This is a genomic window from Chryseobacterium sp. WG23, assembly GCF_024586575.1.
Taxonomy (GTDB): Bacteria; Bacteroidota; Bacteroidia; order Flavobacteriales; family Weeksellaceae; genus Chryseobacterium.
Genome location: NZ_JALCZE010000013.1, coordinates 42,515 through 56,938 on the forward strand (window position 1 = coordinate 42,515; position 14,424 = coordinate 56,938).

Sequence of the window (14,424 nt, forward strand, 5' to 3'; positions counted from 1 at the left end):
GTGCTAAAGCATGGGCTGCGCTCTGTACAAGAACAGTTCCAAACCTTCCAAGTTCGTTGGCAGTTTGGGTAGCACTATCAAGCCCAAGAAGTGTTGCTATTAATCAGAATAATTAGTTTTAATAAAGATTAATTGTACTTGATTACTACAAATTTTTCTGTTATAAATATTCTCTTTTTTTAGATAATCTCTGACTTGAGGATTAATATTTTCGTTAAGGCATATCTTTAAATTATATTTCTTATTCTTTTCCAAAATATAACCTTCTATTTCTGAAAAATCATAAAAGCGAGGTTCATTTTCAAAATCAATTCTTGTTGAAAACCTCATAGAATCATTTCTTTTGATAGTTTTAATATATCTTCTTAAAAGAGAAAGATCAATATTATTGATGTTACTCAAACTTTCTATTTCTTTATATTCTTCTTTTACAGAAGCTAAACTATCTAAAATTTTTCCTTTATAATTCACCTTAAATAAACCAGGAATTACAGTATTTTTGTTGTTGTATATATTTATTTTAGGGTTAAACCATGTATTTATAAAAAGACTATCTTTTTTACGTTGAAAAAAATCAGGATTACATAAAATTCGTATGTCATTATCTGTTTTGTTCACAATATAATAACTTACAATATCTTGGTTATAAGAAATATTCTTATTCAACCTAATGTAGACGTCTTCTTTTTCATCAGTTTTCTTTAGATTATAACAATTACAAAGTAAAAACAGAAAAAGTAATAATGAGTTATTTATATTGCCAGCCATATTTTTGATTTAATGATTTTAATGCATCTCCTGTACCAAAAGTAAATCTACTATTTAATAATACAGCACCAATTTCTTTATGTATTAAAAAATGTTCATAGTCACTACGTTTTTGACCAGAATATTTGAGAAGTTTTTGGAATCCTGGATTCCAATAAAATACTAAATGTTTTAGCTCATGGAAAATAACTGTTCCCAAAGACATATTACTTGCTGTTGATAAGCTATTTCTAGCTAAATAAATATCTCCGGTTTTTACATTTGTTGCTCCATGATAGCTATCTGCATTTGTAAATCCCGCAATCTTTCCTCTTCCGCCTGCTAAATCTCTTTGATTTTTAAGTATTGCTACTTTCTCCATCATTGTTTGAGCATATTCTTTTGTAGCTACTGGCTTAGCCCAAGGATCATAACCTGCTTGTTCAAGTTGACTCTCTAGTATATATTTACCTTGAGAATCTAATTCTGTTACTAATTTATTACTCGTATCCATCTGATGCATCGCGTGGTTAAAACCTGCTACTGTACCACCAATCAAAGCACCCTGCCAGAAGTTTCCTCCTGATAGGCCAGATCCTGCACCACCTGCCAGCGCTCCAAAAGTAATTTGTCCTATGGCAGAATTAGCTACCCCTTTAGCAATAGCTCCGAATGCGCTGGCTCCTAAGCTTCCCAAAGCTCCGGCAATAAAAGCTTGTCCAAAACTATTGCCCTGCATTAAAGATAATGTTCCCTGTGCCAAAGCATGGGCTGCGCTCTGTACAAGAACAGTTCCTAATTTTCCAAGTTCTGTGGCAAGTTGTGTTGCTGTTCCGGCAGAGCTTACAAATACACTTCCTATTCCAGCAGTCACAGCTCCACTTACTGCCCCAAAGGTAATAGATTTCAGGAAACCGCCCCAACTCCAGTTACTGGAGAAAGACGCACTCATAATATAAGAAACAGCCCCGATAGCAGCCCCTATAACTGCTGCGGTAGCTACGGTTCCCCAAAAAACAGGCAGGGCAGCAAAAATAGCAAATACAAATTCTCCATTGGGATCATTATACATCAGAGGATTATTCATTACATATCCATACTTATTATAGTTTTGGGTATTGAATGGCTCCTGGATATTTTCATCTGCATTTAAGAATCTTCTTAATAGTGGATCATATAACCTTCCGTTCATATGGATGATGCCTACTTCTGCAAAATGCTCATGGCTTGTATAGCCTCTTTCTAATAATAACGATGTATTGTCAATTATATTTTTATCGGTGATAATAGCCCCGCTTCCTATCTGAAGATGGGTAAAATTACCCCAGGCATCAAAATGTCTTTGTTCCAATTTGTTTCCTGCTTCATCACTGATGGCTAAGATACTTCCTATATAATCCTTATGCAGGAATTTGTAAGAACCACTGCTCTCTGTATAATTTTTTAAATATACAATATCAGAATCATACGGCGACCCCCCAATATATAATATATGTTTTTCCTTTCCGGTAACATTATCTTTTACAACCTCAAAACTTCCATCCTCACTATAATATTTGGTGAATTTACCTTCCCCATCTGTACTAAAGTTACCTCCATAGGAGGCTCTTTGTCTCATACTGGAAAGTCCGTATTGGAAAGCAACATCACCTTTCATACCATCAATGAATACAGGATCATTGTTTTCATTATAAACAATGTTTTGAACTAAATCATTGTTATAATTTTGAGCTCCTGCGGCATTCAGAGTCATACCTGTTGGCTGGTAGATTTTAGAAGAATTGTCAAATTTGATTTTTCCTACCTGATCGTTTTCCAGGATTCTTCCTTTTGCATCATAAACGTTACGGGTTGCATTCTGTACTTTAACTCCTGTTACCGGATTCGTCCAGTTGATAAGTCTGTTGTTATCGTCATAATCAAAGGATTCTACTAAATTAAAATCTCCTCCGGTGGTTCTGCTCTTAAGCTCATTTTTGATTGCATCAAATGCGTAGGAAACTTGGAGAATACCGGGTTTCACCTGTGAAGAATGATTAACATTCGTTAAGAATCCATTAGTGTCATACGTATTATTAATGCTAGCAGCTCCTAATTTAGCCGTTAAAACCTGACCTTTTGCATTGGTTTCTTTCAGCTCCCACAAGATTTTACCTGAGATTTTATCTTTTATTTGATACAGCTCTCCATTCCATGCACTATACACATTTTCTATTTGCACTTTAGTCAAAGTTCCGGAAGAATACAATTGCTTCTCATAAGAAATTACTCTTGCTTTATCGTCGTAGGTAATTCCTTTCTGGATAAAGTATTTTCCGTTACTGCTTTCTGAGGAGGATAAAAGTCTTCCCTGAGGGTCGTAGGCTATATTCGAACTGTAGGCTTTTCCTTTGGAGATTCCGGCTTTTGAAATAACCCTTCCTTTATTGTCATATGAATAAGAAATGGTTTTATCAGTTGCTTGTCCGCCATCTGCTGTAGAAAGTTCTTTTTGAGTGATCAGTTGCCCCAGATTATTATAAATGTATTCCTTCGTTCCTTTCGGACTGATGACTTTCTTAGGCTGCCCAAAACCATCATATTCATATTTGTAGATTCCATTGGAAGGATCATTAAACTCCGATTTTCTTCCCCACGAATCATATTTAGTGGTAACAATATTTTCGGCATATTGAGCCTTGATCTGTTCACCTGCGGCATTGTAAGAAAATGTGATCGTTCCACCTTTGTCAGTAGTGGTGATAGTGTTTCCCAGAGCATCTGCTGTTTTGGTGGTGATTCTTCCGTAATCCGTGGGATTTGATTCTTTAACTGTCGTTGTTAATCCTGAGATGCTGGTCTCCATTTGTTTTCCGGTGAAGGAAGTGGTGGTTATTTTAGCAGGAAATACGCTGTCATCATAGGCAATGGTATTCCAGTTACTAACACCCTGTCCTTCAAAAAAAGGTTCGGACTCTCTTATTTTTCTACCTAAAATATCATACTGGGTAGCTTTCAAAACAAAATACCCCTGACCAAAAGCTTTGGTTGAAGACGTAATTTCCTGCCCTAATGTATTAGTAGTTTTTTTTGAAATATCCCCATCTGGATCGTATTGTGTAATGATCAAATTAGAGAAATAATCTTTTTCATACTGATAAGTGGTTGTTCCTGCTAAATTAGTTTTAGAAGTTAATAATTTACCCCAGTTATCATAAGTATTGGTGAGAATATTTCCTAAGGGATCGACCTGGGTCAGAATCTGTCCCCAATCGTTGTATACAATACCGGTCTGTAATCCTAAGTTGTCTGTTTTTCTAATGACAAACCTTCCTTTAGGATCATAGTCTGCTTTGGTGGTCTGAGTCCCAGAATCAACACTATTACTTACAGTTTTCTGAATAGTATTTCCAAAGCCATCGTAAATATAGGTTTCCTGTAAGTAACCTGTATTATCCCTGTTCCCTATTTTTAGGGTTTTCAACAGGTTGTTTTCGTAGCTGTATTCTTCCTTAGCAGATTTGGTGTCACCATAAGCCTGTCCTATGTCTGTTTTAGACTTAGGACGTCCGATGTAATAGTCTGCCCCGTTTCCAGAGGGATTGTGGGTATAATCGAAGGTGGAAGTAGTGATGCCATAGCCGTTATTGATATTGACAATACTTTGGGCAGGAAGATAATATTCTCCATAGGTAATGCTGCTTTCGGTAATGTTGCCTGTTAAAAAATCTTTGGTTTTGGTAGTCTTTGGTACTATTGCAGTTACGATTTTAGGCTTATCAGCATTAGCTACCGAAGTGACTATTTGTCCGTTCAACAATTGATCGGTTTGATATTGTGTTGATTTGAAGCTTAGTAATTGGGAATTGTTCTCAGAAATATCCGGAGGAAAGATCATATTTTCGGTATTGGTTCTGATCGACCATTCTTTTACCGGAACAACTTCATTCACAGGATCTATTTCTGTTCCACTCCATATTTTAGTGTTTTCAAAACCATCAGCATACCAGGAAGAACGGGCAGTTTGGCGAAATCCGATGATACCCTTTCCTTGTAAATTCGCTATATATCCTCTGTACCTGAAATCCTGCTTTTTGCCAGACATCCTGATTTGAGTCACCGCATACATCTGGGATAGCCTGTCCATTTCTACATAGGGATACTGCTCTTTTTTTACCGGAGCATATATATTGGAATTAACAGCAGGATCAAGCTCTTTATAATCGATATCATACTGAAGACCTGCCTGAAGTATGCTTGAAATATTCTTGTCAGCATTCAGATTATAATGCTGGTAACTGATAAGCTTTCTCTCATTATTGTTCACTCCCTTTAATAAAAACAGTACTTTAGAAGAGTTACTATTTACCCTGAAATCTCCAAATAAAGGACTTACTATTACTTTAGCTCTTTGTGAATAATAGAGTTGTTTTTTTGTGAAACGCCATTTAAATTCTGTATTTCCGGGATTATAATAAGGTTCCGTATAATTATCAATAAACCATGTTGATTGCTGATTATTAGCAGCTGCAAATATTACGGTAGAGTTGACGATATCACTTTTCCCGTCATTGTCTAAATCGATCAGTCCGGCCTGAGAATAATTTACAAGTGTTGTTGGATTCTGAGATACTTTCTTATAATACATAAGCCCCTGAATACCCTCTGACAAAGATTGTCCGTTATTTAAATAAATAGACCATCCGGTGGTGTAAATATCGTTGGTTGCATTTTCGTGGATTGGCAGTAGCATTTCAATATTTCTGTCACCGTTCAGATCTCCAAATTGAAGTCCATCCACAAGCCCTTTTACGGAATGGATATTTTTCAGATTTAAGACATAGGCATTATTTTGTTTTTTGAGTTCATATTGCCGAACACTGTTCAATGGGGTACTAAAAGTCCTGCTGACAGACGGACCGTTTTCATTCATATACTCTTTGGTGAAAAAAGTAACATCTGTATTCGTACCAGTTGGGTCTACAAAAACTATGTCCTGCTTCCCATCATTGTCAAAATCCATAATCCTCCCTTTGCTCAGTATATTTTTAGGAGTTGTATCCGGTATAACATGAATAGTGTTGTTTTGTATGTCATCATTATCTACAACCATATACCTATATCCTAATGTATTACAATCCCATCTTCCTTTAGGCGGATCAGGAATAATTTCTATATAACGGCATTTTTGATCTTCTATACCCATAACCAGCTCAGACATTCCATCAGAATCAATATCAACTTCTTTCAGATTCGAAAGACGTGAGACATTGTCACCATTTCCGCCATTAGGATATGTCGGGCTACTGAATTCATAGCTGGAACTCTGTATTGTTTTTGAATATTCTAAGACTAAAGGGTTGTTATACGTATTTAAAACGGACGCATCACTTTTAATGGAGTAGTACTTTAATTCTATGTTTCCTGTAGAGGGAGGGTTATACTCTGAATTAGCCTTGGAGATAATAAGTCCCTGCTTGGTTTTAATATAGTTATCCGCCGATTTTATATTAAATGTAGTAAAGCTGCTACTTGGCCAATAAGTACTTGAAGTGCCTAAGTAGACAAAAGAAGGATTGCTGCTGTTAATAGCATCAAAATAAATATAGTATCCATCCGGTCTGCCATTTTGTGCAGGCTGCATCACTATAAAATCTACCAATCCATCTCCGTTATAATCTCCGGTCGTAACAATATTGTTGTAATCTGCAAAATTACTTTCACTGCTGCTGGTAGTCAATGATTTTGTAGCAAATGTAACCGGATTGGCTGCATCTCCTACACTATTTCCTTCGGTCACACTTTTTACAAACTGGTAGTTAACCCTTTTATTGGGATCATTATTTACCGTTTCGGCTGAATAGTTGATGGAGTAGCTTTTAAACGTTGTATTACCTGTCCTAACCACTACAGTGCTTAAAATTTTATCTTGTAGTAAAGGAACTCCCCTGACGTAAGATGATTCCTGAACATTTCTGGGAGAATAGTAAAAGTTGATCTGGTTATAATGAGCCTTTCCAAGTCCTTCATTGCCTCCCCATTGAATCGTATTAATGGAAGCGGTATTATTACTCTGAATATAGTTATAAGTAATAGAGTTACCTTTATTATCTTTCCATTTTACAATATTATATTCCATCGGAGTCCTTGCCTGACTATTCCCTGAAGCAGCAGCCCCATACCAGGCCTGCGACCCATCTTCAAAAGTTACTTCCCAATATTCCGGTCCCTGCCATGCTTGTCCAGAAATTGCTCCAACAGACTTTATTTTAATATTGGAATATTTTTCAGTGCCATATTCCGCACCATCTTTTCCATACTCACCGGATTTAAGAATTAGCCTTTGACCATTGAAGCTGTAATAATCAGAATAATCTAGTTGTATTCCCTTAACTTCTCCATCTTTTTCAATGGTCTTTCCTATTCTTGAAATAGCTGTAAGCCCAGATAAATTCCAGGCATAGCCAGCAATTCCATTTCCTGCACCACTGGTATAAACCAGATTAACTTGTGGAGCTACACTTTTAATTCCCGGAGGTAAAGCAATGGGTAAAGTAAATTGTAATTGCCCAGCTCCGTTAACCTCAATATTGCCTTTGGTATCATGAAAGCTCTGGCCTCCCGGGGCAGATGATGTACCGCTTGGGTTATTGGCCCCGGCATTAGAGTCTACAGGTCCTCCTCCCGGATTTTCTGTTGCAGGTCCAATCTTAGCTATAAAAGGATTGGAAACATCAGATTTAGCATAAAACCCCTGTGCCAGAACCACTGTCTGTGGATCCTGAACTGTACGGGTTGTACTCTCTGCCTGATACAGTATGGTCTGTGAAAAGCCCAATACTGAGCCTAACGACAATATAATTGATGAAATAAATTTCATATTTGTATTTTTTAATAATGATTGATAAATAATATTCAAAATGACCTCAGCTATAAGCCGAAGCCGAATATTATCGTTTCGTAATATTTCGACCAAAAACTCTTCCGTCTTTCAAGGTAAAACGCAAAATATAAACACCCCAATCATATCCAGTCATATTGATCTTCAACTGCTTATTCAGATTGGGTAAATTTTGTTGTTGGAATTTCCAGTGTACAGTACTATGCTGATAAAGAGAAACAGATTCTATTAATCCATCTGCTTGTTCTGTCCAGCCAATGGTTAGTACATCATTAACCGGAACAGGATATAGTCTTATTTGCTTCCAGAAAGTGGCTTCATCCATAATTTGAGTTTGAGGATCAAGCTGACTTTGGGCTACAGAAACAGTTTTTGCTTCTGTTTTTGCTGGTTCTTCTACTGTTTTTCCTGCAGAATTTGTTCCTCTGTATCTTTGGTTTCCGGCTTCATCGTATTTGAAATACACTTCAGTTTGAGAAAAACCTAAGAAGCCTATAAATAAAGAGAATATCGAAAGTAATTTTGTTTTCATTGGTGTCTTTTTATTTCTTTGTTGATAATAATTGCTGAACTTGTTTCTTTAGCTCTTTTATGTCTTCGGATTGAGATTTCAGAGTTTTATTTTCTTCCTGTAGATGCCTAAGTTGTTCTTCCTGAAACTTTAGCTGCTTATTTTGTTCTATTGAATAGAGGGTAAGTTCTTCAATTTTTTGTAACAATTTAATCTGGAATTCGCCTATATTGACTCCTTCATTTTCCATTTCTTTGGCAGAAGCAACTTCAGGAAGATGTTTCTTTTCTCTGATATGCTTTTCAATTTCCTCTAATTTTGGTAATTGATAGTCTTCTTCAAACACAAAATCCGCGGTTGGAGTGGCAGTGACCTTTACTTCTTTAGCTTCTACTTTACCTCCCACTTTCATATTATCACTAAAAGAAGATTTTCCTAATACATCAAGTTTATATTGAGGATTATGTATTCCTACTCCAATGTTTCCATTCGCTCGTATGTTAAATAAAACTTCATATTTGGAAGGCTCGGTCAATCCAGATACTGTCATTACACTGGGATTGTTTGGCTGGTATTTTCCATATCTGAGAAATATAAGATCATTCCCGTTTCCAACATTATCAGAATCATTTCCAACAAAAAATACATCACTGTCTGCATTCGATACTATTTGCGATCTCCCATGTACTTTTAAATTGATTTCAGGATCCACCGCACCGCCTACTGCAATTTTACCGTCCGAATTTATCCTTACCCTTTCAGTATTGTTTGTTTTAATAATAAAATCTTTATTATCAGATGTTCCTAAAAAATTAGTGCCAGGATTCGTTGCAGAGTTTCCTGTTAGATTCCATGATTGTCCGTAAATAGTTAACGATAATAAAAGACTTGCTGTTAATAAACTTTTTTTCATAATTGTATATTTAAATATTATTTTTTTGTTGCATAAATCATTTTTAATCCTCTAAAAGAATCGGGGGTTAAAACCGTAAAGCCAAAAGGCAATAGGTCCTGTTTTAACTCATCTAAACTATATGGATCATGTAACTCTATTATTATATTGTCCACCTTGTTAAGCCACTCATTATTATTTTTCAGGAGCGATTGCTCTAAGCCCTCAATATCTATTTTTAGTAAATCTATATGGTCAATTTCCAGTAATTCCATATAACTTTTCATGCTATACGCCTGAACTTTTTCTCCGATTTCTGTTACAGTATCTGAGATTTTAAAGTTATAGGATAAATCAGGAGAAGAAAGAAATACGATTCCATCTTTTGTATTAATAGCTCCATGTTTTGAGATAATATTCTTAGAGAAAGAGACATTTTTTTTAAGGATTTTGTAATTCTCTTCTTCTGCTTCTAAAGCATATATTTTTGCATTTGGATATTGTAAAGAGAAAAAAATAGATGTAAACCCAATATTTGCACCTAAATCCATTATAATTTTATTCCCAGGTGAAAAAAGCATTTTGGGAATATGATAAGTTTTCTTCCAAAAAATCTCATAAAATATATCAAAATCACCCGAATAAGTTCTGATAGAAAGAGGAATATTATTTCCTGATAAAAAAAGATTATATTCTACAACTTCTTTATTCTCCGTTCCTAAAAGTTTATTTTTTTTATACGTTGAACTATATCTTTTAGAATTTTTAATAAATAGAGCAGTTTGAAAAAAAGAAGAATTTATCTTAAAACAAAATAAAGCTTTAGAAAGGATTGTATTTAGTTTATTTATAAGCATAATATTAGCTATTTTTGATTTATTTTGGTAAAGTCAAATCTGATCAAGAACCAATACAAATCATTATTTTTTTTTAATTTTGCAAATATAAAATTTTATAATCACATAAGGGAGAGATATTAAGTTGATTATAAAGTAATCTCTTATTCTAAATTGTTACGTTGTAAAGATATTTTCCGCAAGCGTCAAAATTAGACGTATTAAAAGTAAATTTTATTTTTTCTATTCAAACCTCATTGCATCATACAATAAAATCCGCTAGGATAAACCTCTAGCTCAAAAACCAACGATAATTTAAATTATAAAAAAGCAGGTAACATTTTACTTTCAGATTTAGATAAATACCGATATAACTTCTACCTGTCTATAAACTAGGTGAATGATAAAATATATCCTGAAATGTTGCAGTATTGTTGCAGTCAAAAAATAAAAAAAGCACCTACATTTCTGTAAGTGCTTGATTTAAAAAGTGGTCCCACCTGGGCTCGAACCAGGGACCACCTGATTATGAGTCAGGTGCTCTAACCAACTGAGCTATAGGACCTCAAAACTTGGTTAAATTTTGTGTTTGCAAAAATAGTAAAAATTCTTTCACTACAAAATTTTTTATTGCTTTTCTTGACAAAGTTCTACCAGCACGCCGTTTGTAGATTTTGGATGAAGGAATACAACTAATTTGTTATCAGCACCTTCTTTCGGTTCTTCGGAGATAAATTGAAATCCTTCTTTTTTTAATCTTTTTACTTCTTCCAGGATATTTTCAACACCAAATGCCAGATGATGGATGCCTTCGCCCTTTTTTTCGATGAATTTTGAGATTGGACTTTCAGGACTACTGGCTTCCAGCAGCTCAATTTTACTTTCTCCTGTTTTGTAGAAAGAAGTAACTACCCCTTCCCTTTCCACAGTTTCTTTTTTATAGGATTCCTTTCCTAATAGTTTAGTAAAAAGCTCGTCAGAGATTCCTAAAGATTGTACGGCAATACCGATATGTTCTAGCTTCATAAATACAAATAAAATATAATTAAATCGTAAATTTGATACTGTAGCTGAATTTGAAAGTATCAATTCAAACAAAAGTACTAAATTTGCATAAATTATGGAAAGTAACAGACAAAGAAAAGTAGCACAGATTATTCAGGAAGACTTCGCAGAGCTTTTCCGCAAACAGGCTTCAGAAAGTAAGCAAAGCATATTGGTATCCGTATCAGACGTAAAAGTAACTGCTGACTTAGGAATTGCTAAAATTTATTTAAGCATTTTCCCACAGGAATTCCGTACTGCAGTCATGAAGGAGATTGAAGAAAACAAACCTCAGTACAGAAACTTCATTGGCCAGAAAATGGCAAAACAGGTACGTATCATCCCACAGCTTAACTTTTATCTGGACACCGCGCTGGATGATGTTGAAAAATTAGAAAGAGAATTAAGAGGCGAAGGCGACAATCCTGTTTTATAGATCTTGAAGAATATTGCATTTTACATAGCATCCAGATACCTTTTGGCTAAAAAAGGAAGTACTGCTGTTACGTTTATTACGTGGCTTTCGGCAGGGGCTATGACGGTTGCAGTAACTGCAATGTTCGTCATTATTTCTGTTTTTTCAGGTCTTGAAGATCTTAATAAAGATCTTATTTCCAATCTTCATGCAGATCTCACTGTACAGAGTACTGCCGGAAAGACGATCAAAGACCTGGATAAGGTTAATAAAATACTGGCCAATCAAAAAGAAATCAGCAGCTTTTCCCGTGTTATTGAAGAAAAAATATACATCAGTTTCAATGGCAAAGGAGATATCGCTTACTTAAGAGGTGTTGATTCCGCTTATGTAAAGGTTAACCCAATCAATAAAGATGTATTCTACGGAACTTACCCAAGTTTCAAATATTCTAATGAAGTATTAATGGAAAACAGTCTGGATAACAGGCTTTCCATTCCGGTAGATTCATCCAATCATTATGCAACGGTCTTTATGCCGAAACCGGGAACGGGTATCATCACTAAGGAAGAAGACATTTATAATAAAAAAGACATTCTGGTAACGGGAGTTTTTCCGGGAAAAGATCAACTGGACAATTACATTATTTCTCCTATTGAACTTGCTGAAGAACTGCTTAGCTTACCTAAAAAATCTGCATATCAAATTGTTATTAAACTAAAAAATCCTGAGAATGCAGATGCAGTAAAACAAAACCTGCTCTCTGCTCTCGGAAAAAATATTGAAATAAAAACCAAAGAAGAGGAAAATGCAGCTTTCTGGAAGATGATCAACACAGAGAAAATGTTCATTTATTTAATTTTCGCATTGGTAATTTTCATTACTACCTTTAATCTTGCAGGAGCCATTATTATCCTGCAGCTTGATAAAAAAGAACAGGCAAAATCATTGATATCACTGGGCTTTCCTTTAAGCCACTTAAGAAGAACCTATTTCTACACCGGAATTCTCATTGTTATTTCAGGAGTTATCACCGGATTGATTGCGGGAACAGCACTTTGCTATTTCCAGCTTTATACAGAATTTTTCAGAGCTAATGAAGTACTTCCTTTCCCGGTGAAAATTGTAGGAAAGAATTATTTCATCGTAGCCCTTACCGCTTCCCTGTTTGGAATTGCAATTTCATGGTTCTTCTCAAAAATCAGCAAAGAATATATTACTAAAAATTAATATATTAAGCTGGTAAATTTAACAACACCAATCTTTTCGGATTTCATTTTTTCATACCTTTACGCCCCAATTTAAAAAAAATGAAACGAATTCTATCTTTTTTTCTGTTAAGCCTGGTATTCATCAGCGCTCTAGCACAACCACCTGCCAATTATTACAATGCAGCGGCAGGTTTAACAAATGCACCTCTTAAATCAGCACTGAAGCAAATCATTACCACCGGACACGCCTCCAATCTCTCTTATAATGATTTGTGGACCGCATATCAAACCACTGACCGTGATTATGACTACGATAATGATGGAACTATATTAGACATTTACTCTGAATTCCCTATTGGTCCAGATAATTATAGCTATCCTTACGGATCTTCGCAATGTAGTGGAACCAGTGGTCCTGAAGGGCATTGCTACAACAGAGAACATATCGTTCCTCAAAGTTTATTTAATCAGGGGTTACCTATGAGATCTGATGCTCACTTTGTAAGAGCTACAGACGGAAAAGTAAATGGAGAGAGAGGAGATTTACCTTTTGGAAAAGTGGCAACTGTCAATTATAATTCACAAAATGGATCTAAAAGAGGAAATTCTGCATCACCAGGCTTTACAGGAGTAGTATTTGAACCAATTGACGAGTTTAAAGGAGATGTAGCCCGAATGATTTTCTACTTTGTAACAAGATATGAAACTCAACTTTCCGGATTTGGTACAGGAAATATGCTGGGCGGCTCTGCTTATCCTGGACTTCAGAACTGGGAGCTTAATCAACTTATCATATGGCATACACAAGACCCTGTATCATCAGCTGAAATCAGAAGAAATAATGCTACCTATACATTTCAGGGAAATAGAAACCCATATATTGATCATCCGGAATATGTAAATATGGTTTGGGGAACTCCGGTTCTTGATACGGAAGCTCCTACCATTCCTACCAACTTAGCAGCCACAAATCCTACCTCAAGCACTGTTGCATTGAACTGGACGGCTTCTACAGACAATATTGGAGTAATAGGCTATGACATTTATGCCAACGGAGTTCTTAAAACAACTGTATCCGGCACCTCTACAACTGTTACAGGATTGTCTCCGCTTACAGCATACAATTTCTATGTAATTGCTAAAGATGCTTCCGGAAATGCTTCTACACAAAGTAATATAGCATCAGCAACTACCCTTGACGGACCTGTAGGTGGAAGCTGTGGAACTGAAGACTTCACCAACATTCCAACTTCTACGACTCCAGCCTACGATACAAGAGTATGGACCAATAATAGTATAACATGGACTGCAACAGACGCAAGAATTGATCAAACAATTAATGGTAAAGCTATTACAATAAGAAATGGGACTTTAACCAGCTCTACTGTTTCTGGAGGAATCCAAAGCTTAACCTTAACAACTCAGTTAAAGTTCTCAGGAAATGCTGGTACTATAAATGTTTTTGTAAACGACGTTAACGTAGGAGCAATTCCTTACAGCTCAACAGCTACAACCACTACGATAAACAATATTAATGTAAGTGGGAATGTTACCATTAAATTTACAAACTCCTCTACAACTGACAGACCTGCTTTAGATGACTTAAGCTGGACATGCTTCAACACTTTGGCAACTTCTGAAATCAAAAAAGATAAGTCAGAATTTACCATCTACCCTAACCCGGTAAGAAATAATGAACTGTTTGTAAAAGGAGAAAATCTTAACAAAATTTCAAAAGCTGAAATTTATGATCTTTCAGGAAAACTGATTGAAACGATTGCAAGTCCTTTCAAAAATTCAAATAAGATCAATCTTAAAGGATTGACAAAAGGAAATTACATTCTGAAAACAGATCATTTTACTAATAAATTCATTGTAGAATAAATAT

At 35.4% G+C, this 14,424-nt stretch carries 9 protein-coding genes and 1 tRNA gene; 3 read left to right on the plus strand and 7 right to left on the minus strand.

Annotated elements, in window-relative coordinates:
- Positions 1-99: 99 nt before the first annotated feature.
- The 7 genes from MP477_RS18805 to mce all read right to left on the minus strand — a co-directional run bounded on the left by MP477_RS18805 (position 100) and on the right by mce (position 10,892).
- A complete protein-coding gene (locus MP477_RS18805) occupies positions 100-768 on the minus strand; it encodes a hypothetical protein (RefSeq protein ID WP_257191593.1) in 669 nt (222 codons plus the stop codon).
- Complete coding sequence (locus MP477_RS18810) at positions 749-7,606, minus strand: RHS repeat-associated core domain-containing protein (RefSeq protein WP_257191594.1); 6,858 nt, start codon at positions 7,604-7,606, stop codon at positions 749-751. The genes MP477_RS18805 and MP477_RS18810 overlap by 20 nt, the downstream gene beginning before the upstream one ends.
- A 70-nt stretch (positions 7,607-7,676) precedes the next feature.
- Positions 7,677-8,159 carry a hypothetical protein gene (locus MP477_RS18815; protein ID WP_257191595.1) on the minus strand — a complete coding sequence of 161 codons (483 nt, stop codon included), beginning with the start codon at positions 8,157-8,159 and terminating at the stop codon, positions 7,677-7,679.
- Between the two features lie 10 nt (positions 8,160-8,169).
- A complete protein-coding gene (locus tag MP477_RS18820; protein ID WP_257191596.1) occupies positions 8,170-9,051 on the minus strand; it encodes a hypothetical protein in 882 nt (293 codons plus the stop codon).
- Between the two features lie 17 nt (positions 9,052-9,068).
- Positions 9,069-9,887 (minus strand): FkbM family methyltransferase, encoded by an 819-nt coding sequence (locus tag MP477_RS18825; RefSeq protein ID WP_257191597.1) that lies wholly within the window; start codon positions 9,885-9,887, stop codon positions 9,069-9,071.
- Between the two features lie 470 nt (positions 9,888-10,357).
- Positions 10,358-10,431: transfer RNA gene (locus MP477_RS18830), tRNA-Ile, on the minus strand.
- 62 nt (positions 10,432-10,493) lie between these two features.
- Positions 10,494-10,892 (minus strand): methylmalonyl-CoA epimerase, encoded by a 399-nt coding sequence (gene mce / locus MP477_RS18835; RefSeq protein ID WP_257191599.1) that lies wholly within the window; start codon positions 10,890-10,892, stop codon positions 10,494-10,496.
- A 94-nt stretch (positions 10,893-10,986) separates the two neighbouring features.
- Here mce and rbfA point away from each other — a divergent pair, with 94 nt between their 5' ends.
- The 3 genes from rbfA to MP477_RS18850 all read left to right on the plus strand — a co-directional run bounded on the left by rbfA (position 10,987) and on the right by MP477_RS18850 (position 14,420).
- Positions 10,987-11,346, plus strand: coding sequence for a 30S ribosome-binding factor RbfA (gene rbfA, locus MP477_RS18840; protein WP_027373534.1), 360 nt, complete (start codon positions 10,987-10,989; stop codon positions 11,344-11,346).
- A gap of 3 nt (positions 11,347-11,349) precedes the next feature.
- Positions 11,350-12,555, plus strand: a complete 1,206-nt coding sequence (locus MP477_RS18845; protein WP_257191601.1) for an ABC transporter permease — start codon at positions 11,350-11,352, stop codon at positions 12,553-12,555.
- An 80-nt stretch (positions 12,556-12,635) separates the two neighbouring features.
- A complete protein-coding gene (locus MP477_RS18850; RefSeq protein WP_257191602.1) occupies positions 12,636-14,420 on the plus strand; it encodes an endonuclease in 1,785 nt (594 codons plus the stop codon).
- Positions 14,421-14,424 lie beyond the last annotated feature (4 nt).

What these genes read in the sequence shown, in the direction of transcription:
- rbfA (WP_027373534.1), top strand. Translation starts at nt 10,987, where the DNA reads ATGGAAAGTAACAGACAAAGAAAAGTAGCACAGATTATTCAGGAAGAC.
- MP477_RS18810 (WP_257191594.1), bottom strand. Translation starts at nt 7,606, where the DNA reads ATGAAATTTATTTCATCAATTATATTGTCGTTAGGCTCAGTATTGGGC.
- MP477_RS18815 (WP_257191595.1), bottom strand. Translation starts at nt 8,159, where the DNA reads ATGAAAACAAAATTACTTTCGATATTCTCTTTATTTATAGGCTTCTTA.
- MP477_RS18820 (WP_257191596.1), bottom strand. Translation starts at nt 9,051, where the DNA reads ATGAAAAAAAGTTTATTAACAGCAAGTCTTTTATTATCGTTAACTATT.
- MP477_RS18850 (WP_257191602.1), top strand. Translation starts at nt 12,636, where the DNA reads ATGAAACGAATTCTATCTTTTTTTCTGTTAAGCCTGGTATTCATCAGC.
- MP477_RS18805 (WP_257191593.1), bottom strand. Translation starts at nt 768, where the DNA reads ATGGCTGGCAATATAAATAACTCATTATTACTTTTTCTGTTTTTACTT.
- MP477_RS18825 (WP_257191597.1), bottom strand. Translation starts at nt 9,887, where the DNA reads ATGCTTATAAATAAACTAAATACAATCCTTTCTAAAGCTTTATTTTGT.
- mce (WP_257191599.1), bottom strand. Translation starts at nt 10,892, where the DNA reads ATGAAGCTAGAACATATCGGTATTGCCGTACAATCTTTAGGAATCTCT.